This window comes from Pseudomonas sp. W3I7, from assembly GCF_030816095.1.
Lineage (GTDB): Bacteria > Pseudomonadota > Gammaproteobacteria > Pseudomonadales > Pseudomonadaceae > Aquipseudomonas > Aquipseudomonas salomonii.
In genome coordinates, this window is record NZ_JAUSXP010000001.1 from 1,713,816 (window position 1) to 1,731,158 (window position 17,343).

Sequence of the window (17,343 nt, forward strand, 5' to 3'; positions counted from 1 at the left end):
CGCTCTCGTTTTTTACAAAACATGGAAGAAGGGGTGTGATCGCTATGTATCTGATCAAAGTAAAACAAATTGCAGCCGATATTCTGTTTCTCGATGGTCCCGACGCAATACCCAGCGATAAGTCATTTGACCAAATCGGATTTACATCCATTGACTTCATTGATTTCTGTTTTGAAGTTAAGTCGCAGATCAACCCCCAGGTTGAGCCCGAACACTTATGGCCGTTCCATAAGATGCAGGCTGATCCGGCACTCTGTGTGGATCGCCAGTGGACAGCCAAGGGTTGGGAAGTGGCCAGCGAAATACTTCAAGTTCCTGACAGTACTGTTATTCAGCCGGATAAGATCGGTAGTTTCTGGACGCCGGAGTTTTGCTCTCGGCGCCTAGAGGCGCTTGCTCATGGCTAGTGTCTTCATCACCGGCCTCGCCGTACGACAATCAGGGTTCGACCTGGCGGATATTGGGCGGCAAGACATCCTCCCCATAGCCGCCAAGCAACGGGCCAAGGTGCCGGCGGTGCTCTCTGCACAGTTAGCTAAACATATTGCCCGCGAAGACCGGGCGATCTTGTCCGATGCGGCCATACACAGTCTATTGGTCTCAGGCGCCGCCTGCGCCATGGCAGAACAAGGTGGCGCGTTTGATCAAGCGGCGCGGGCAGAGATCAATGTCTATACAACTGCAGAAATCGTCCGCGACTTTTATGAGATTCTCTACGACTACCGAATGAAACACCCGGAACTGTCTGCAGAATCCATACACGCTGAATTAGGTCGGGTGGCAGGCGCTGTCCACCCACTGAGGCTGTTCCGCAAGTTACCGACTAATAACCTGTACCACATTGCCAAATATTTTGGCTTTACCGGTGGCGGGTATCCCTTACGCAGTATGTCGTTGGGCGGGCTGTCTTTATTGGAACAGGCGCTGTTCAAGCTGCAACATGCCGAGCAGGGCGGTGCCTTGTTGTGTGCGGTCGGCGATATGACCAAAGCCGATAACCTGGAGGCTTTTCGGAAGATGGGGCTGGTCGAAACAGACCCCGCCGACGCCACTGCCGATAAAGTCAGCGTGACTTACGGGGCGGTGGCGTTGATGCTTGAAAATACCACCCTGTTGCAACATTCCGGTCATGTTGCGCTGGCTGAAATCGTTGCGGTTTATAGCCGATTTGACGCACAGATATATTCAAAACAAGCGGATTGGGAGGCCCTGCTGCACTGCCTGCCGGCTGCGGTTATTGACACGCACCCTGTGGTCGTCATGTATGACAATGGCGCACCCAACTTGCGCCAGGTAGAGGACGCTGCGGTCTTCAAGATCATGCCTGAGGCCGACGTTCGCCGTTACAAGCCTTACACAGGCTACGCCGGTAGCACCAGCGGCTTGGTGGATCTGGCGTGTGCCTTGGCAGATGAAAGCATTGAGGTCGGGCGCACACTATTGGTGAACGGGATGGGAATCGGGATTGGTTGTGCCTGTGCGGTAGTCAAAAAGCTACGGCATTTAACTCCTGATCACGCATCGTCGGGAGAACTATCATGAGAGAACGTGTAGTGATCACCGCTCTCGGCTGCTGCACGCCCTTGGGTGATACTTACGATTCAGTAAGAACGGCACTCAGCGAAGGAACGTCGGGGATTCGCGAAATCCACAAGTTTGACACGGGTACATTCAAGAGCCATTTCGCGGGTATTCCACAAGTGGGTAATACACCCGCGTCGGCCTCCAGGCGCAGCCGCTCATGGGATGAGCTTTATATCAGCAACGCTATCAAGGGTTTGTTGGCCTGGCCGGGCACGGATTTAAGTCATCTCGCGCCAGAGCGTATTGGTTGCTTTCTCGGGGTGGATGAGCCTGTTCCTGATATTCATCAGACTGTGGACTTCGTTTACGACTTGGAACGAGGCGCGGATAACAGCTTTACAAACATGGCTGCGGTAATGGAAAGGCACTATCGAATCAGTGACTTTTCCCGTATGGACCCGACTCAGTTGTTACGTCAGGTCCATGCGCACGTTCCGTTCCACGGCCCGACCATGGTGCACGTCGGTCTTTGCTCTGCATCGTTACAAGCTATTGGCACCGGCTTTGAACAGGTGGCGAGCGGTCGAGTCGACGCGGCAATAGTGGGTGGCGCCAGTGCCAAGGTCACGCCTGAACATTATGTTGGCCTGGAATCGGTTGATGTGATCTGTACCGATGCCTCTTTACCGCCTGATGGATTGTCGCGCCCCTTTGATACGCGCCGCTCAGGCTATGTGCCGGCGGAAGGGGCGGTACTGTTCTTGTTGGAAACATACACCAGCGCGCTCAAGAGAGGGGCCGTGCCGTTACTGGAAGTCGTGGGGTATGGCGCGAGCATGAATGCGAGTCATATTGTGAAACCGGACCCTGACAGCCGGGAAATGAAACTCTCAATGACGCGCGCATTGGCAAGTGCCCAGTTGAATGCAAGCCAAATAGGCTTGGTGAATGCGCACGGCACGTCGACGGTGTTGAACGACTTGCATGAGTCCGCCGCGATTTGTTCGGTGTTGTCCGAGGCTGTTCCGGTCACCGCGAACAAGTCGTTGCATGGGCATATGATCGCTGCCGCCGGGGCCATGGAAACGCTTAATACCTTGATTGCGTTGAGAGAAGGCTTTATTCCCGGCACGCGTAATCTTGATGTGAAAGACCCGCAGTGTTCAGCCAATGTCATAGGCGAAACGCGCAGCGCTCATATTGAATATTGCCTCAAGAACTCTTTTGGCATGGGCGGGCTTGCCGCATCCATGATTTTTCGCCGAGTCGATGCTTGATTATAAGGATTGCACAATGAAAACAATCCAGCGCCGCACCGCTTTTCCAGTCGATAAGTTTAATCAAATGGTGATGGGGTATATCAGTGAGGATTACCCAGGTTCGCTGCAAACGGTAACGGACTATCAGGGGTTTATCGACGCCTACCCCGTCATGGATAAAAGCGCCTTGGCAGCGTCGGGTCGGCAACTGCTGGCGGCCGGCAAAATGCACGGCTGTTATGTCGTTTCGACCTCGGGCACTACCCGCAGCCCTGTCATTCTGGCGAATAAGTTCCTGCAGGGTGTTACCGAAAACAGCTACCCCTACCAAGTACGCCAGGCCATGGCCGAGCACGTATTCAGTGCCAATGACGTTGTGGCAAACCTGCTCACGGCTGGCGGCCTGGGTAACAGCTACGAGGGCATGTGCCGGTTGCTTGAGAATATTGGGGTGACCATCCTGCCTGTGGGCCGGCCGGATACCCTGTCCAATAACGCACTCTTGCTCGATTTGCTGGAGCGCTTTTCTGCTGATGTCCTGGTGGGGTCACCCAGTGGGATTGTGCAGGTTGCTCAGGCCGCACTGAGTGCCGGCGTGTCGTTGCCCATACGCAAGATTGTGTTTGTCGGCGAAGCCTTCCACCTGTCCAAGCGCAAGTTCGTCAGTGAACAGTGGCCGCTGGCGTCTTTCTATAGCATTTACGGTGCGACGGAATTGGGGTTTGCCGCGATCAATACCCCACAGATGAGTGCGGGCCACCACCTGGTGCTTTCCGACTGGTTTTTCGTGGAGGTCAGCGAGCAAGGTGAACTGTTGGTCACCGATCTCAAAGCGCCTGTGGTGCCGCTTATTCGCTATCGCATTGGCGACTACGGCGAGCTCTTTTCAATCTCGGGTGACGCGGCCTATTACTTGAGCATCGGCGACAGAGTAGAAGAAGAGTTCAGTCTGGGAGGGCACAAGATTCGATTGGACCTTGTGCGCAAGCAACTGACCGCAGCGGGGGTGGATGCAACCTATTGCCAGGTCACACTCAAGTCGGTCGAGTTGGGTCGGGACCGCGTGGAAGTGGCCTTGGATCTACCCGATAGCGAGGTCGGCCAAAGTCTGCAGGCGCACGTTGCGTCAGTACTCAGCCAGATCCCCAAACTGAGTGAAGCCTTGCGGCGTGGCGTTGCCGAGTTGTCGGTTGTAGGCCGCGAGCACTTTCAGTTCAACGCCCGGCAAAAGCTACCGTCCCTGCGAGATGAGCGCCAGCGTGTGGGAGTTGCATGAATGGGCGCAGAGCTATCAATGCGTATCGACAGATTGCTGGCCATTCCCACAGAGCAGCGTTGGCAGGGTGAACTCTTTCAAGCGTATTCGGATTTATTGATTGTATTGAACAACTACCCGCTGAACTTTTCGGACGAGACCGCGCACAGTAGCGAGCGCAGTCGAATGCAAGACTGCCAGCGAAAAGTGCTTGAGATAGAGCAGTTGTTCGAGTCGACGTTGAGCGAGCAGTGGGCAAACTTGTTGAGTGAAGGCAGCCCACTCAGCCGGTTTTTCTACCGCATTTATCAACGCATGGTCAGCGGTGAACTCAAGAGTCTTGACGGTAGCCAGGGGCGGATGTGCCAGGTTGGTGTGGGGGCGATGCCGCTGAGTATTTTACTTTACCTGCAGAAAACCTCCTTTGTGGTGACGGGTATTGATAGTGATCACAGCGCGATTGTGAAAGCCCAGCAAGGGCTCCAAGGCGCGCTGAGCGCCTTGGATATCCCGGCTGAACGTTTGAACCTGGTCGAGGCGGACGGCGTGGAGTTTGATTACGGCAGTTATGACGTCGTGGTGGTGTCCATGACCGTTTCCCCGCGGTCCCGCGTGGTGCAACGTATTCTGGATACCTGTCGGCAGCCACAACTTCGTATCGTGTTGCGTGACACCGAAGGCTGGAAGCAGTTTATCTATCGCCCCGTCGGGCTGCCGGCTCAGGACGCTTTGGCGTTAGTGGCTCACCATGTTGGCTGCCCGATTAGCAGTGCTGTTTATTCCGTACGATCTCATCATTGAGGGATACCCATGCTTGTTATATTGCGTGAAACGCCACTGTGGGTGTATGCCGTTTTTTTCATGCTTCTCTATTACGGCGTGATGGCCTGTTTTAGAAGTACTGAAACACGTCGTTCTCTCTTGCTCAGCCCGGTCATCTTCGTGGTGTGGTCATTGGCGGCGATGGACTATGCCACGCATCCACTGCTTTCAATGGGCACCTGGGTGGCAGGGTTAGTAGTCGGCTGGGCAATCGCAGCGTTGTGGTTTGACTATCAGGGTATTACCCAAGGGGAGGCCCGGCACTCCATTTCAGTGCCGGGCTCATTAAAGCTGCTGATACTCTCGATGTTTTTTTTTCGGCATTAAATATTTCATCGGTTATGAGCAGGCGACAGATCGAGTGTTCGCCAGTTCACTGCCGATGGTGGTCTTGATCGGCGTGGCGTCGGGTTTGACGATCGGGCTGTTGTGCGGACGCGCGTGGAAGATGCTGTCGATTCTGAATCGGTATTCGCGAGACGGCATTGCCGATGCCACGTGTGTCAACAAGACATGAGGGGCGCCGGGTGCCAGGACGGTCAGCTGGCTGACAAGACGCCGTGGGGGGCTTCATGAATTATCTAGAACTGTGTCCTGAGTTGGAAAGGCATGGGGAACTGTTCCGTGTTCGGCTGGATCCTGATGTGCTGGAGATGTTTATTGCTCGCTACGACGCCAGTCTGGTCACCGTTGAGCTGTGTCACCAGTTCGCGGTGAGGTGTGTGAGGGCAAGCGCCAGCGCGGTGTCAGTGGCCGAGCGGTTTTTGCCGGTGTCGTTGCGTAACCTGAGGGCAGGAGACCTGCGCCAGGCGCGTTATTTATTTGGCCAGGTCTCCCATGAGCCCCGTGGCGGCACGGTGCAGGTTTTCTCGTCGAACGACCCCACCCAATACGATGAGGTGTTTTGTTTGGTGACGGTCATGGCCACGCAGCCATGAATTAAATCGGCCGGGATGCCTTTTGCGTTCTGCTCCTCAGGGGTGTGCATGTCATGATCAATCTTATTATTCCTCCGTTGTTGTTTCCTTACTTTCTGACCTGGCGATCGGGGAATTATACCGAGGCGGCATTGCTGTCATTAGTGGTCTTGATTGTGCTGTGCTACAAGGGCTTGAAGCACAAGTTTGTTATTGATTGGAGTGTTGCGTGCGGCTTTGTTCTGGTCGCTTGTATTTCGTATGCTGAGCCCGGATTTTTCAGCTTGTCATACACTAAACCGCTGATCTACGCTTTGTTGGCAGTGGCCGGGTGGGGCTCTTATTGTATTGGCAAGCCCTTCACGCTGCAGTATGCAAAGTTAGAAGCTCCGGAGGAGGTCTGGCACACGCCGGCGTTCTTTTTCATTAATAAACATATCACCTTGATGTGGAATGCCGTGTTCAGTCTTAATTTTGGGCTTGCGGTATTGAGCCTGATGTTTAACGACTACTGGCCGATTTACTTATTGATGTCTTACTTCACGATCTTGTGCGCCGTGGTGTTTACTCAAAAATACCCGGATTACTATTTGGCTCAGGGAGAAAGAAACCGTGCGGTATGAAGTGTTTACCACGTCACTGGAGTCAATAGACGAAAACCACTCGGTGTTGGTCCAGGTGGACGCGGTCGCTTCCATCTTTGATGAGCATTTTCCAGGGCGTCCGATTGTTCCAGGTGCGTTTACCGTGGGGTTTGTGCTCAGTTGTTGCCGGCACCTGCTGCCGGGTGCGTCCCTGCGTGTAAAACGAGTGGTCTTTATGACGCCGATCACACCAGGGGAGTGTCTGGATTTACAGTTTTCAGGGTTCGACCGGCCGGGCGCCAAGGAGGTCGGCTTTGTCCTGAAGACTTCACGTTCTGTACATTGTCGAGGGAGCGTCATGTATGACTAAGACCGCTATTGTAACGGGAGGAACGCGTGGAATAGGCCGCGCGATTGCAGGCAAGTTAATCGCGGAGGGATTTACCGTTTTCGCGACCTATTTCAAGGATGAAGCCGCTGCAGATCGCCTCACGTGCGAGTTCGGCCCGAGTGCAATCACGGTGCGCGTTGACGGTAGCGACAGGCGTCAGGTTGAACAGTTCTGCGCGCAACTTCAGGACCATCCTTTGCCTTCAGTGTTGGTCAACAATGCCGGTATCGCGCGCGATGGGTTGTTCTTGAGTCAAGCGCCGTCCACGTTTGAACAAGTGATGGCAAACAATTTTGGCGGCACGCTGAATTTTTGTGAGGTGTTTGCCCCGCTGATGGCAAAGGCACGCCACGGCAATATTATTAATATCGGTTCGGTTGCCGCGCAAAAAATAAAGCTGGGTAATACAGCCTATGGCTGCGCCAAAGCCGCGATTGAACGCCTGAGCATGGGCCTGTCGATCGAACTGGCGCGCTTTGATGTGCGAGTGAACTGCGTTTCTCCGGGCTTTGTGGATACGGACATGTTTCAGGCTTTCGCCGGTGATCAGGTCAGGGAGATTCTCAAGTCGATTCCCGCAAGACGGGTAATGACGGCTGAAGAAGTCGCCGAGGCCGTGTGCCTGCTGGCAACCCGGCGCCTTTCAACCACTGGCAGTTTACTGCGTGTGGGGAATGGCGAAAATGTTGGATGAACCCTTAGCGGTTTGCCCCACGGCGCAACAGAACAGCCCGCCATGGTTGGGCGCGTACCTTCAGCGCGTAGGCAACCCTGACGCAAGCCAACCGGATCTTGCCAGCCTGGCCCGTCTGCACGAAGCGCACGTCACCCATATTCCATTTGATATGGCAGATGGTTTTCTGGACGTAGAGGTGCCTTTTGCATTGAACCTCGTCGCTGAAAAAATCGTATACGGGCAACGGGGCGGCGGTTGTACGCACATGAATGGCATTTTTGCGCAGGCCCTGGAAAGCCTTGGGTTTTCGGTGCAGCGCACCTTGGCCAAGACATTCGCGCACGGCGTATGCCGTGAGTTGTCCACGCACATGGCGCTGGTGGTCAGTGCGCAGGGAACACGCTGGCTATGCGATGTCGGGTTTGGTCTGCGCGGTCCCATAAGGCCGCTTTCGCTTGATGAGCGCGATGATCAGGTGACGCAAGTGCAGGGATGCCACCGCTACCGCGTCACGCGGCTGGGCAATCGTGATTGGTTGGTGGAGTACCTGCGCGGCGAGTGTTGGCAGGGCCTGCTGGTTGTCCGTGATGCAGACTACAACTATGAAGAGTTTCGCGTGACTCACTTTTACAACACCCATGCCCCCACATCCCTGTTTGCCAGTCATTTCATTTGTGCCCGCCCTCATTCCGAAGGGGGCGATATCCTGCAAAACGGCACGCTGGTGTGTGTCCAGGGCAAGCGTCGTTCCAGCTACAACGTTCGAACGATTGACGAACTGGTTCGCCTGGTTAAGTCGCATTTCAACATCGTTCTTTGTGCGCAAAGATTTCGTCAACTACCGCCAGGCATCAGCAGGGATTAATACGATGACTAAGCGCTGTCTGATCACCAACCCGGTCTCCAATGCGAATCTGTTAGTGGGGTACCTGAAGGAGCAGGGTGTTGACTGCTACGCCGTCATGGAGATGGATAAAGTCAGCAAAATGCCGACCTTGAGCGAGAAAAAGAAAGGCGAATTCAATGCCGAACTCTACCAAGGGATTTTTATCTCTGCCGAACAGGTACCGGGGCCTGATGAACTGCCGTTCGATATCATCCTCGCCGGCAGCGAGAACGGCGTATTCATCGCCGATATCTTGAGCGAGCGGCATGGGTTGCCTGGCAATGACCCCGCTTACTCTCGGTTACGTCGCCATAAAGATGCGATGCAGCGCGCGCTGGCAGAGGCGGGTCTGGCGTGTATATCGACACACGTGCTGGAAGGGAAGGCCGCTGCGCAGTCGGTTCTGGAACACTGGGAGGCGTACCCCTGTGTGCTCAAACCACAGTCATCGGCAGGCGGTGAAGGCGTGGTTTTTTGCAGGAACCGCGCTGAGTTGCAGAGCGCGATTCTTGCGGCGGATTGGGGAGGCTTTTCTTCAACATGGTCGGACAATGACTGTTTTGTGCTGCAACCCTTTGTCACCGGCAAAGAGTACGTTGTGGATATGGTCGCGCAGCAGGGTACCTATGTGGTTGCGTCCGTCTGTCGCTATATCCGCTGTGATGAACTGGGTATCGAAGGCTGCCCGTTCGTAAAGAAATTCACCTTCCTGCTGGACCCGAGCTCCGCCGCCGTGCGGGCCTTGGTCGACTATGCCAAACACGCGGCTTCAGCCATGGGGATTGAAAACGGAGCAATCCATATGGAGTTGCTGGACAGCCCCAATGGCCCTGTGATGATCGAAGTGGGCGCGCGATTGCACGGCACCATCACCCCGGTGCTGTTCGCGCACTGCTACGCCCCTCACTTACTCGAACAACTGTACTTTTCCAGTTTCGCGCCGGCCGCTGAGCTGTCTGATGCGAGGCTGATCAAGCCGGGCATTATCAGTGACGTTATCAGCACCTCACCGGGTGTTTTCGGTGGGACGCCTGAGGGTTTGCCGGCAGCGGTCAGTCAGCTCAGCAGCGTGATAGGGGTTCAATTGAATGTCGAAGAAGGGCAGCCCTTCAAGAAAACCAGTGACCTGTTTTCGTCTTCGATGAATGCAGCTTTTTCCCATGCTGACGATGCTGTTCTGTGGGCAGACGTGCAGGTGTTTGAGCAATTGACCGCGTTAGCGCTGAACGGGGCGCAGTTGAGTCCCGAGAACTGGCGGTTTCTTAAGGACGAGTACCTCGCCTATTTTTAAGCCAGGTTCTGCAGGGAAGGCGGCTTGCATGATAAATCACTCTTTTTTTGATGCGCAGTCTTTTGACCGCATGGTTGAGCACTATCGTGAGGCGGGTTACTCGGGTTACCCACGGGCGCTGAGCTATGAACAGTTTGACCGTCTGTACCCTGTATCTTCAAAGTCCACACTTCAGGGTGTGGTGGAGAAGCTGCGTGATGAGGGCCATTTGCGTCATTGTTATTTGGTCAGTTCGTCGGGTACAACTGCCTCTCCGCTGGTCGTGGCCAATGATTTTTGGCCCAGTGTCTCGCGAGACGCCTACGCAGTGGAGCTGCGTCGCTTTTTAGGGCAGCGTGTGTTTTCCAGTCAGGACGTCGTGGCCAACTTACTGGTGCCTGGCGGATTTGGCTGCTTGTACGAGGGGCTTTCGCGATTATTGGAGCCGATTGGCTGCACCGTTTTGCCTGTCGGGCGCCTGGACGCGCAGGACTGCCCCGAGGGGTGCCTGCAGATCTGCCGTGAAGTGGGAGTCAGCGCCTTGCTGGCGACACCGGGCGGTATTATTCAGGCCGCTCACATGGCGTTGAAAGCCAATGTAGTGCTGGATATCAGAAAAGTGATTTATATCGGCGAAGCGTTCTCCAGCGCTAAACAAGATTACATAAGAACGGTTTGGCCGAAGGCCGAGTTTTATGGCCTTTATGGAAATACCGAGATGGGCCTGGTGGGCGTTTCAACCCCTGCACACCCGCCGGGTCATTATGATTTCCTGAGCAAATGGGTACTGGCCGAGGTCGACGCGCAGGGCAAGTTGTATCTCAGCGATTTGAAGGCGCCTATTGTTCCGGTCATCCGTTATGACACGGGGGACATCGCTACGCTGCTGCCCACCTCGCAACATCGGGTCGGCACGTTGATCCTGCAGGGGCGCAGTGATACGAGCTTTAATTTTTGCGGCAATTTACTCAGCCTCTCGAATGTCTGCGAGACCCTATGGCGCCGGTGTGGCCAGTCATTTGCTTTGCAGTTGACCCTGTCCACAGGCGATGCAGGCACAGACCACTTGAGCGTCAATTGCGATTTGACCTCGTTCGCTGATCCTGACGGCGCTTGTCACGCTATTGAGCTCGCCTTGATGAGCATGGCTGGCTTGGAGGAGGCGCTGCGACGCGGTGTCGCTACGCTCGGCATAGAGCGTGACGTTGAGTTTTGGCGAAGTGCCCGTGAAAAAGAGCCGGTGTTGCGGGATGTGCGTCAGCGGTAAGTGTCGGTTGTGGCAAGCCTATACAATCCGACCTCTAAAACATAAGATGAGAAGCATTATCATTAATGCGGATCTGAAATGCAGCACGACAGCCCCCCCTCGCCCGTCGCCCAGCTGTACGCCAATCACCACAGCTGGCTCCGAGGCTGGTTGCATCGGCGGCTGGGGCATACGGCCGATGCCGAAGACCTCGCGCACGACACCTTTGTCCGCGTGCTGCGCTCCCAAGAGGACGTGCGTGAATTACGTCAGCCCATGGCGTTTCTGGCCACCATCGCCAATGGCTTGCTGATCAACCGTTGGCGTCGCCAAGCCATCGAGCGGGCTTATCTGCAAGCACTGGCGGCGCGCCCGGTGGCCGAGGCGCCTTCGCCGCAAGAGCGGCATCTGATGATCGAAACGCTGTTGCAGCTGGATTCGCTGCTGGTCGGTTTGTCGGGGCGGGTGCGGCAGATTTTCTTCTTGTCCCAGCTTGATGGGCTGACCTATCCGCAAATCGCCAAACAATTAAGCCTGACGGTGGCCCAGGTGCAGCGCGCCATGGGTAAGGCGTTCAGTGTCTGCTATGCGAGTCGGTTTGAATGAGCGGTGTGGTGGTTGACCCGCAGGTGCGCGACAGTGCCATCGATTGGCTGGTGCGTCTGCAGTCCGGCTTGATGAGTGCAGGTGACCATCAGGCTTTGCAGCAATGGCGTCACGCCAACCCCGCGCATGAGTACGCTTGGCAACGGGTCAGCAGCTTGCCGCTGTTGTTGCAACCAGGCGCCAATGTGCTGGCCGATGCCACGGCACGCCGGGCCTTGCAGGCGGCCGGGACCGATCCTCAACGCCGTCGTCAGGTGCTCAAGTGCCTGTTGGCGCTGGGACTGCTCGGCGGCATCGCCTGGCAAGGTGCGGATTCCACGCGGGTACGCGCAGCGCTGGCGAGTTATCGCACCCGCACAGGCGAGCGCCGGCACTGGGCCCTGGCGGACGGCAGTTCGCTGTGGCTGAACACCGCCAGTGCGGTCAACCTGGACGTGAGCGCAGGCCAACGCAGCGTGCAGTTGGTCGAGGGCGAGTTGGCACTCGACACGCCAGCGGGGTCGGCCTCACTGCAACTGCAAACCCCGAACGCGCTGCTGTACAGCCAGGGCGCCAACCTGTTGGTGCGCCACGATCATCAGGGCACCTTGGTGACTGTTTTACGCGGGCGGGTGCAGGTGAGCGCGCGGCATCAGCCTACGCCCGTGCCTTTGCAGGCCGGCTGGCAGATAAAAGTTGAAGACTACGCACTCGGGCGTCCAAGCCCGGTTGACGTGTTGCTGGCCCAGGCCTGGATGCACGGCATTCTGCCTGCCGAACGCATGCGCCTGGATCAATTGCTGGCCGAACTCTCGCGCTATCGCCCGGGCTTGCTGCGTTGCAGTGAGGCGGTGGCGGCGCTGCGCATTACCGGCAGTTTCCAGCTGGACGACACCGATGCCGCGCTGGCCCTGGTGGCCAAGACCTTGCCGGTGCGCATCGAGCGAAGAAGCCGTTATTGGGTGACGGTGGTGCCGGCGTGAAGTTTTTTTTCGCCGATGCGATAGTTTTTTCGATCTGGCTTGGCCTTTAGGTATTACCCACCGGCACAGGTGGGTTTCAATCCCTAGGAGCCTTGCATGATTTCCCCCGTTCGTGTTTTGCGTCGTCATACGTTCAGCGTGTTATTTCTCAGCCTGCAACCATTGTGCGGTGAGCTGGTGTTGGCCGTCGGTGAGCGCCCGTACAGCATCAGCGCCGGGCCGCTGGACCAGGTGCTGTCGCGCTTTGGTGCCGAAGCCGGGATCAGCATGGCGGGCAGTTCGCTGCTTACGGCGGGCAGAAAAAGCCAGGGGCTGCAGGGCGAATTCAACTCGGAGAACGGCCTGGCCCAGGTGCTCTCGGGCACCGGCCTGGACTATCAGCGCCAGGCCGATGGCGGCTATGTGTTGCGCCTGCGCCAAGAGGCCGTGCAACTGCCGACGCAAAAAGTGACGGGCGAAAATCTCGACGAAGAGGAGGTCTACCGCGCGCCGCGTTCGTCGGTGTATATCTCCGGCGAAGACATGCAACGTTTTGGCGTGGTGTCGGTGGGTGATGTGCTCAAGGGCCAGCCCGGCGTGCAGGTGGGCGACAGCCGCAATGGCGGCGGTTTGGATGTGAATATTCGTGGCATCCAGGGCCAGAGCCGGGTGTCGGTCACGGTGGACGGCTCGCAGCAAGCGCTGGATGTGTATCGCGGTTATGCCGGTACTCAGCAGCGCAGTTACATCGACCCGGATTTGATCAGCGACATCACCATCGACAAAGGCCCCAGCCTGACCTCCAGCGCCATTGGCGGCACGGTAAAAATGCGCACCCTGGGCGTTGGCGACATCCTCAAGGACGGCCAGGACATCGGCCTGCGCCTCAAGGGCGATTTTTGGAACAACGGCGTCGCCCCGGCTTCCCGCGACCCGCACTCCAAAACCCAGGACCTGTATGCTGAGCCGCACCAGAGCCGCGGCGGGATGTTCGGCTCGCAGGCCGAAGCCGGCAGCGCAGCGTTTGCTTACACCCATGAGTTTTTCGACGTGGTGGCGGCCTACGCCAAGCGCAATCAGGGCAATTATTTTGCCGGTAAAAAAGGCCAGGACCGCTACCGCACCTACGACCGTTGGGGCGATGAAGAGACCAGCGTAGCCACCACCTACAACGCCGGCGAAGAGGTGCTCAACTCCTCGGCGAAGACCGAATCGTTCCTGCTCAAGACCACCCTGCGCCCGGCGGACGGCCATACCTTCGACTTCGGCTATCGTCGTTATGACGGGCGCATTGGCGAGATCATGCCGTCGGATATCTTCCGTTTCGGCACCGGCGGTATCTATCAATACCCACTGGGCCATACCAGGATCGACACCTACACCGCTCGCTACAACTACCTGCCCTCGGGCAACCCGCTGGTGGACCTGACCGCCGACCTGTGGATGACCGACGCCCAAACCAGCCAGCTCACCTCGGTGGCCGCACCTGCGTCCCAGGCATATCGCTCGGACCGCGCCTGGAGCCGCCAGGCAAACCAGCGCATCGGCGGCGGCTTGGCCAACACCTCACGCTGGGCGACCGACTACGGCGATCTGAAGCTCGACCTGGGCAGCTCGTTCCAGCTCGAAGAACTGCGCCCGCAAAAAGGCGTCGCCACCACCCAGCACGATATCAACGCCAACCGCATGCTGCGCGAAGGCTCGCGGCAGGAGTACAGCTTCAATGGCAAACTCGAATACAAACCGGTGGACCGCCTGACCTTATGGGGCGGCGGCCGTTATACCCACTATCGCAGTAAAGACCACATTGCCAGGTCCACCGCACGCCGCGAGGAACGTGACCTGCGCTACCTGCGGGTCTACAACGGCAACCATTCCGGCAACATGATGTGGTTCCCGGACCAGAACGGCGAGTACACCAACGCTACCGATCCGCGCCTGAACAACGGCATTGTGTTCCAGAACACCAACTTCCCTTTCGAGGGCGTGCGCTACAACGACTTTGGCGTAATCGATTCGACGGTTTACCCGTCCCAGGTCAGTGACGTGGTGAGCGGCTATGACTATTCCGGCAAGGCCAGCAACAGCGGCGGGGCATTTTCACCGGCGCTGGGCATCAATATCGAAGTGCTGCCGGACACCTTTGTGTATGCCTCCTACACCCAGGGGTTTCGCATGCCCTCGCTGTTTGAAACCAGCCAGGGCGTGCTGCAAACCCTGCCCGGCAAGGGCTTGAAACCCGAGCGCTCAAGCAACTGGGAGGTCGGTGCCAGCACCTTGCGCAAAGGGCTGCTGGTCGAGGATGACGCGGCGGCGATCAAGCTCGCCTACTTCAACAACACCATCAAGAACTACATCACCCGCTACTACGACCCAAGCCCAGGCACCTGGGGCCAGATGCGTTTCAGCAACACCGACAGCTACAAGACCAGCGGCCTGGAACTGCAAGCCCACTACGATGCCGGGCGCGTGTTCGCCGACTTGTCGTCCACCTACTACCTGAAAACCGAAACCTGCGATGCGGCCTTCGCCGCCACACTGCGCGCGACCAGCGACAGTTACCAGAAAACCGCCGACACCCCGAATTGCACACCGGGCAGCTTCATGGGTTCCTACACCAACACCCAGAACCCGCCCCGACTTGCGGGTAACCTGACCACCGGCCTGCGCTTCTTTGACCAAAGCCTCACACTCGGCACACGTATTACCTACACCAGCGGCCCCACCGTCACCGCCGACAAGCCTTGGCAGACCGGCGCCACCACGCCGCAACTGAACTACCGCGAAGTAGCGCTGGTGGACCTGTTCCTCAACTACAAGTGGCAGGAGGATGCGAGCCTGAACGTATCGTTGCAGAACGTCACCGACCGCTACTACCTCGACCCGCTGGCGCAGAGCTTCATGCCGGCGCCGGGGCGTACAGTGCGGGTGGGCGTGCAGGCGAAGTTCTAGGGGCGCTTTGCGGCGAACGTAATCAGGGCAGGGCAAGAACCGGGATGGTCTGTGCCTTGGCCTGTAAAACACCGCAGACCTCAAGGTTCAAACGCACATATTCGTCCCAGCTGTAATAGCGGGAATAACGTTCGTGGTATTGCTGATCCACACGGCAAATCGCCGGGCGTTCGTTGTAGATGCTGCAGCCCTTGCTTAGTGCGTCGTAGTGTCGACAGGTGCCATCGCCACGGTCGAGGAACTGCGTTTCAGGTGCCAGGTTGACGTGCTGGCAACACAAACCGCATTGGGTGCAGGGAAAGGTAACCACTCGGTTCAATACCTTGTGCAAGTAAGAGGGCGCCCGCGCGGTGCGCGGGCGCAGTGTTGCTTAGGCGACGGGTGCATCCAGGCTGGATTTCTGACCGCTGGCTACGGCAGCGACGTCTTCGATGCGTTTTTTCGTGGCCAGTACCAGGTTGCCGTCCTTGTCGAGGATTGCGGTGTCGATCATGGCTTTGATCAACTGGGCAAATTTCACCGAGGCGAACACCACCTCTTTGCTCTCCTTGGAGAAGCTGCGGTAGTCCACGCCTTCATGCTCAATGACCTTTTTCATTTCGCTCACGCTTCGGCGCAGTTGCGAGCTGATTTTGGAGAATGTCGAGTTCGCCAGGGCGGTCACTTTTTCGATCGCGGTGAGCTTGCCTGCCAACAGCTCGGCTTCATCGCGTAAAGTGCGGGCCTGTTCCATATTGCTGCGGGCGTTGTTCAGGGCTTCTTCACCCTTGTTACCCAATACATGGCCGAAGATCGCCAGGGCAGGGCCGGCGACGATGCCGCCCAATACCATCATGCCGCCCGCCATGCCGTAGCCACCGGCAGCCAGTGAACCGCCGCCGAGCCAGGCCAGTGTGGCGTTGGTTGCCGCCACGCCGCCCAGGGACGAAATGGCCGTGCCGGTGCTGGCGGTGGCCAGCAGCATCGTGCCGTTGTAGGCGCCGAAGGCCAGCGCAGCGCCGCCGCCCATGCCTGCACCCAGGCCCAGGCCAGCATCTTTGAGCGCCTGATAATCCTGGCGCAGGCCGACCATGGTCTTGCTGCTGAAGTCACCGGCGTTGAGCTTGTCCAGCTCAGGGCTTTGCGACAACTCGACGTTTTTCAGGCGCTCGTAGGTCTCGATGAATTCAGCCACGACGCCGTTGAATGCGCGCAGCTTGCGCTGGCCATAATCTTCCAGGGTGTTGTTGGTTTTCTTGCGCTGATCCTCAACCTTCTGGTTGGCGGTGTTCACCAACGCTTGCGCGTCGTTGTTAAGGTCTTTGGCGTTGCTGTGGTCAATGGCGCCACTGACACCTTTGGCGGCACCGTAGAGACCGGCGGCGGCTGCAACAGCACCAATGATCAGGGGAATTGGCATGCTCTGTTTCCTTACTCGAGGATGATCGAAATGGTTTTACTGACTTCCTGGTTCAGCGTTTCGGCACGCTCGAGCAGGTCGTCAAAAATGAAGTCTTCCAGGCGATGGTGCTGTTGGAATTCCTTGAGCAGCGCCCACTCGATGCTGGAGATATGGCCATCGCGCAGCGACACCAGCAGCAGCTCGAACAGGATGACTTTCGGCGCCGTGGGCAGCTCGAAGGTTTTGCTCTTGAGTACTTCTTTGAGCACGCTGGTTGCGGCTTGCACGCGGGTCTCGGGCTTGTCGGCCTTTGGCACCGGGTAGGTTTTCAGTGCTTCAATGAGGCGCGCTTTCACATCCCGTGCGCGGCCAAAAAGGTTGCCGAATGCCATTTGCTCCGAACTCACGCCGACGGATTTCTCCAGCTCGGCGATCAGTTCGCACTCCTGTTCACCTTCCTGAATGGTCAGGGCGTCGAGATTGGTGCCAGAGGTCAATTCATCGGCGCTTTTGCCGTCCCACAGCAGCGGTTTGTCGGCAATCGACAGCAGCTTTGCCAGGTCCAGCAAGTGGCGTTTGTCCGTATCGGACAGCAGTTTGATCAGCATGGGTGTGTCGTCCTTTTTGCAAGCA

20 protein-coding genes are annotated in these 17,343 nt (G+C 57.3%); 16 read left to right on the top strand and 4 right to left on the bottom strand.

What is annotated here, in order from left to right:
• Positions 1 to 44: 44 nt before the first annotated feature.
• The 6 genes from QF043_RS08045 to QF043_RS08070 are packed head-to-tail and all read left to right on the top strand — an operon-like array spanning position 45 to position 5,187.
• Positions 45 to 407 (top strand): phosphopantetheine-binding protein, encoded by a 363-nt coding sequence (locus tag QF043_RS08045; protein WP_307418079.1) that lies wholly within the window; start codon positions 45 to 47, stop codon positions 405 to 407.
• Positions 400 to 1,542 carry a hypothetical protein gene (locus QF043_RS08050; RefSeq protein WP_307418080.1) on the top strand — a complete coding sequence of 381 codons (1,143 nt, stop codon included), beginning with the start codon at positions 400 to 402 and terminating at the stop codon, positions 1,540 to 1,542. Before QF043_RS08045 ends, QF043_RS08050 begins: the two co-directional genes overlap by 8 nt.
• Positions 1,539 to 2,801 carry a beta-ketoacyl-[acyl-carrier-protein] synthase family protein gene (locus tag QF043_RS08055; protein WP_307418081.1) on the top strand — a complete coding sequence of 421 codons (1,263 nt, stop codon included), beginning with the start codon at positions 1,539 to 1,541 and terminating at the stop codon, positions 2,799 to 2,801. The genes QF043_RS08050 and QF043_RS08055 overlap by 4 nt, the downstream gene beginning before the upstream one ends.
• 16 nt (positions 2,802 to 2,817) lie before the next feature.
• A complete protein-coding gene (locus QF043_RS08060; protein WP_307418082.1) occupies positions 2,818 to 4,059 on the top strand; it encodes a hypothetical protein in 1,242 nt (413 codons plus the stop codon).
• An 18-nt stretch (positions 4,060 to 4,077) separates the two neighbouring features.
• Complete coding sequence (locus tag QF043_RS08065) at positions 4,078 to 4,839, top strand: class I SAM-dependent methyltransferase (protein WP_307418083.1); 762 nt, start codon at positions 4,078 to 4,080, stop codon at positions 4,837 to 4,839.
• Between the two features lie 9 nt (positions 4,840 to 4,848).
• A complete protein-coding gene (locus tag QF043_RS08070) occupies positions 4,849 to 5,187 on the top strand; it encodes a hypothetical protein (protein WP_307418084.1) in 339 nt (112 codons plus the stop codon).
• A 12-nt stretch (positions 5,188 to 5,199) separates the two neighbouring features.
• Here QF043_RS08070 and QF043_RS08075 read toward each other — a convergent pair whose 3' ends face one another.
• Entirely contained in the window at positions 5,200 to 5,346 is a 147-nt protein-coding gene (locus QF043_RS08075; RefSeq protein WP_307418085.1) for a hypothetical protein, read from the bottom strand.
• Between the two features lie 86 nt (positions 5,347 to 5,432).
• Here QF043_RS08075 and QF043_RS08080 point away from each other — a divergent pair, with 86 nt between their 5' ends.
• The 10 genes from QF043_RS08080 to QF043_RS08125 all read left to right on the top strand — a co-directional run bounded on the left by QF043_RS08080 (position 5,433) and on the right by QF043_RS08125 (position 15,329).
• On the top strand, positions 5,433 to 5,798 hold the full coding sequence (locus QF043_RS08080; protein ID WP_307418086.1) for a hypothetical protein: 366 nt from the start codon (positions 5,433 to 5,435) through the stop codon (positions 5,796 to 5,798).
• Positions 5,799 to 5,851: 53 nt separating this feature from the next.
• Positions 5,852 to 6,400: a hypothetical protein gene (locus tag QF043_RS08085; RefSeq protein ID WP_307418087.1), complete on the top strand. Its 549-nt coding sequence runs from the start codon at positions 5,852 to 5,854 to the stop codon at positions 6,398 to 6,400.
• Positions 6,390 to 6,731 carry a hypothetical protein gene (locus QF043_RS08090; protein ID WP_307418088.1) on the top strand — a complete coding sequence of 114 codons (342 nt, stop codon included), beginning with the start codon at positions 6,390 to 6,392 and terminating at the stop codon, positions 6,729 to 6,731. The genes QF043_RS08085 and QF043_RS08090 overlap by 11 nt, the downstream gene beginning before the upstream one ends.
• Positions 6,724 to 7,446, top strand: a complete 723-nt coding sequence (locus tag QF043_RS08095; RefSeq protein ID WP_307418089.1) for an SDR family NAD(P)-dependent oxidoreductase — start codon at positions 6,724 to 6,726, stop codon at positions 7,444 to 7,446. Before QF043_RS08090 ends, QF043_RS08095 begins: the two co-directional genes overlap by 8 nt.
• Positions 7,436 to 8,293: an arylamine N-acetyltransferase gene (locus QF043_RS08100; protein ID WP_307418090.1), complete on the top strand. Its 858-nt coding sequence runs from the start codon at positions 7,436 to 7,438 to the stop codon at positions 8,291 to 8,293. The genes QF043_RS08095 and QF043_RS08100 overlap by 11 nt, the downstream gene beginning before the upstream one ends.
• Positions 8,199 to 9,605, top strand: a complete 1,407-nt coding sequence (locus QF043_RS08105; RefSeq protein ID WP_307418091.1) for an ATP-grasp domain-containing protein — start codon at positions 8,199 to 8,201, stop codon at positions 9,603 to 9,605. Before QF043_RS08100 ends, QF043_RS08105 begins: the two co-directional genes overlap by 95 nt.
• Before the next feature lie 28 nt (positions 9,606 to 9,633).
• A complete protein-coding gene (locus QF043_RS08110) occupies positions 9,634 to 10,851 on the top strand; it encodes a hypothetical protein (protein WP_307418092.1) in 1,218 nt (405 codons plus the stop codon).
• Positions 10,852 to 10,929: 78 nt separating this feature from the next.
• Positions 10,930 to 11,436, top strand: coding sequence for a sigma-70 family RNA polymerase sigma factor (locus QF043_RS08115; protein ID WP_307418093.1), 507 nt, complete (start codon positions 10,930 to 10,932; stop codon positions 11,434 to 11,436).
• Positions 11,433 to 12,398 carry a FecR domain-containing protein gene (locus QF043_RS08120; protein ID WP_307418094.1) on the top strand — a complete coding sequence of 322 codons (966 nt, stop codon included), beginning with the start codon at positions 11,433 to 11,435 and terminating at the stop codon, positions 12,396 to 12,398. Before QF043_RS08115 ends, QF043_RS08120 begins: the two co-directional genes overlap by 4 nt.
• Positions 12,399 to 12,494: 96 nt before the next feature.
• Positions 12,495 to 15,329 carry a TonB-dependent receptor gene (locus tag QF043_RS08125; protein WP_307418095.1) on the top strand — a complete coding sequence of 945 codons (2,835 nt, stop codon included), beginning with the start codon at positions 12,495 to 12,497 and terminating at the stop codon, positions 15,327 to 15,329.
• Between the two features lie 22 nt (positions 15,330 to 15,351).
• Here QF043_RS08125 and QF043_RS08130 read toward each other — a convergent pair whose 3' ends face one another.
• From QF043_RS08130 to QF043_RS08140, 3 genes are read right to left on the bottom strand one after another with little or no spacing between them, the layout of a single operon-like run.
• A complete protein-coding gene (locus QF043_RS08130; RefSeq protein ID WP_307418096.1) occupies positions 15,352 to 15,639 on the bottom strand; it encodes a YkgJ family cysteine cluster protein in 288 nt (95 codons plus the stop codon).
• 60 nt (positions 15,640 to 15,699) lie between these two features.
• Positions 15,700 to 16,728: a hypothetical protein gene (locus QF043_RS08135; protein WP_307418097.1), complete on the bottom strand. Its 1,029-nt coding sequence runs from the start codon at positions 16,726 to 16,728 to the stop codon at positions 15,700 to 15,702.
• An 11-nt stretch (positions 16,729 to 16,739) separates the two neighbouring features.
• Complete coding sequence (locus QF043_RS08140) at positions 16,740 to 17,318, bottom strand: hypothetical protein (protein WP_307418098.1); 579 nt, start codon at positions 17,316 to 17,318, stop codon at positions 16,740 to 16,742.
• Positions 17,319 to 17,343: the final 25 nt, after the last annotated feature.

What these genes read in the sequence shown, in the direction of transcription:
- QF043_RS08125 (WP_307418095.1), top strand. Translation starts at nt 12,495, where the DNA reads ATGATTTCCCCCGTTCGTGTTTTGCGTCGTCATACGTTCAGCGTGTTA.
- QF043_RS08135 (WP_307418097.1), bottom strand. Translation starts at nt 16,728, where the DNA reads ATGCCAATTCCCCTGATCATTGGTGCTGTTGCAGCCGCCGCCGGTCTC.
- QF043_RS08055 (WP_307418081.1), top strand. Translation starts at nt 1,539, where the DNA reads ATGAGAGAACGTGTAGTGATCACCGCTCTCGGCTGCTGCACGCCCTTG.
- QF043_RS08080 (WP_307418086.1), top strand. Translation starts at nt 5,433, where the DNA reads ATGAATTATCTAGAACTGTGTCCTGAGTTGGAAAGGCATGGGGAACTG.
- QF043_RS08140 (WP_307418098.1), bottom strand. Translation starts at nt 17,318, where the DNA reads ATGCTGATCAAACTGCTGTCCGATACGGACAAACGCCACTTGCTGGAC.
- QF043_RS08070 (WP_307418084.1), top strand. Translation starts at nt 4,849, where the DNA reads ATGCTTGTTATATTGCGTGAAACGCCACTGTGGGTGTATGCCGTTTTT.
- QF043_RS08095 (WP_307418089.1), top strand. Translation starts at nt 6,724, where the DNA reads ATGACTAAGACCGCTATTGTAACGGGAGGAACGCGTGGAATAGGCCGC.
- QF043_RS08120 (WP_307418094.1), top strand. Translation starts at nt 11,433, where the DNA reads ATGAGCGGTGTGGTGGTTGACCCGCAGGTGCGCGACAGTGCCATCGAT.
- QF043_RS08110 (WP_307418092.1), top strand. Translation starts at nt 9,634, where the DNA reads ATGATAAATCACTCTTTTTTTGATGCGCAGTCTTTTGACCGCATGGTT.
- QF043_RS08050 (WP_307418080.1), top strand. Translation starts at nt 400, where the DNA reads ATGGCTAGTGTCTTCATCACCGGCCTCGCCGTACGACAATCAGGGTTC.
- QF043_RS08060 (WP_307418082.1), top strand. Translation starts at nt 2,818, where the DNA reads ATGAAAACAATCCAGCGCCGCACCGCTTTTCCAGTCGATAAGTTTAAT.
- QF043_RS08065 (WP_307418083.1), top strand. Translation starts at nt 4,078, where the DNA reads ATGCGTATCGACAGATTGCTGGCCATTCCCACAGAGCAGCGTTGGCAG.
- QF043_RS08085 (WP_307418087.1), top strand. Translation starts at nt 5,852, where the DNA reads ATGATCAATCTTATTATTCCTCCGTTGTTGTTTCCTTACTTTCTGACC.
- QF043_RS08115 (WP_307418093.1), top strand. Translation starts at nt 10,930, where the DNA reads ATGCAGCACGACAGCCCCCCCTCGCCCGTCGCCCAGCTGTACGCCAAT.
- QF043_RS08100 (WP_307418090.1), top strand. Translation starts at nt 7,436, where the DNA reads ATGTTGGATGAACCCTTAGCGGTTTGCCCCACGGCGCAACAGAACAGC.
- QF043_RS08075 (WP_307418085.1), bottom strand. Translation starts at nt 5,346, where the DNA reads ATGCCGTCTCGCGAATACCGATTCAGAATCGACAGCATCTTCCACGCG.
- QF043_RS08045 (WP_307418079.1), top strand. Translation starts at nt 45, where the DNA reads ATGTATCTGATCAAAGTAAAACAAATTGCAGCCGATATTCTGTTTCTC.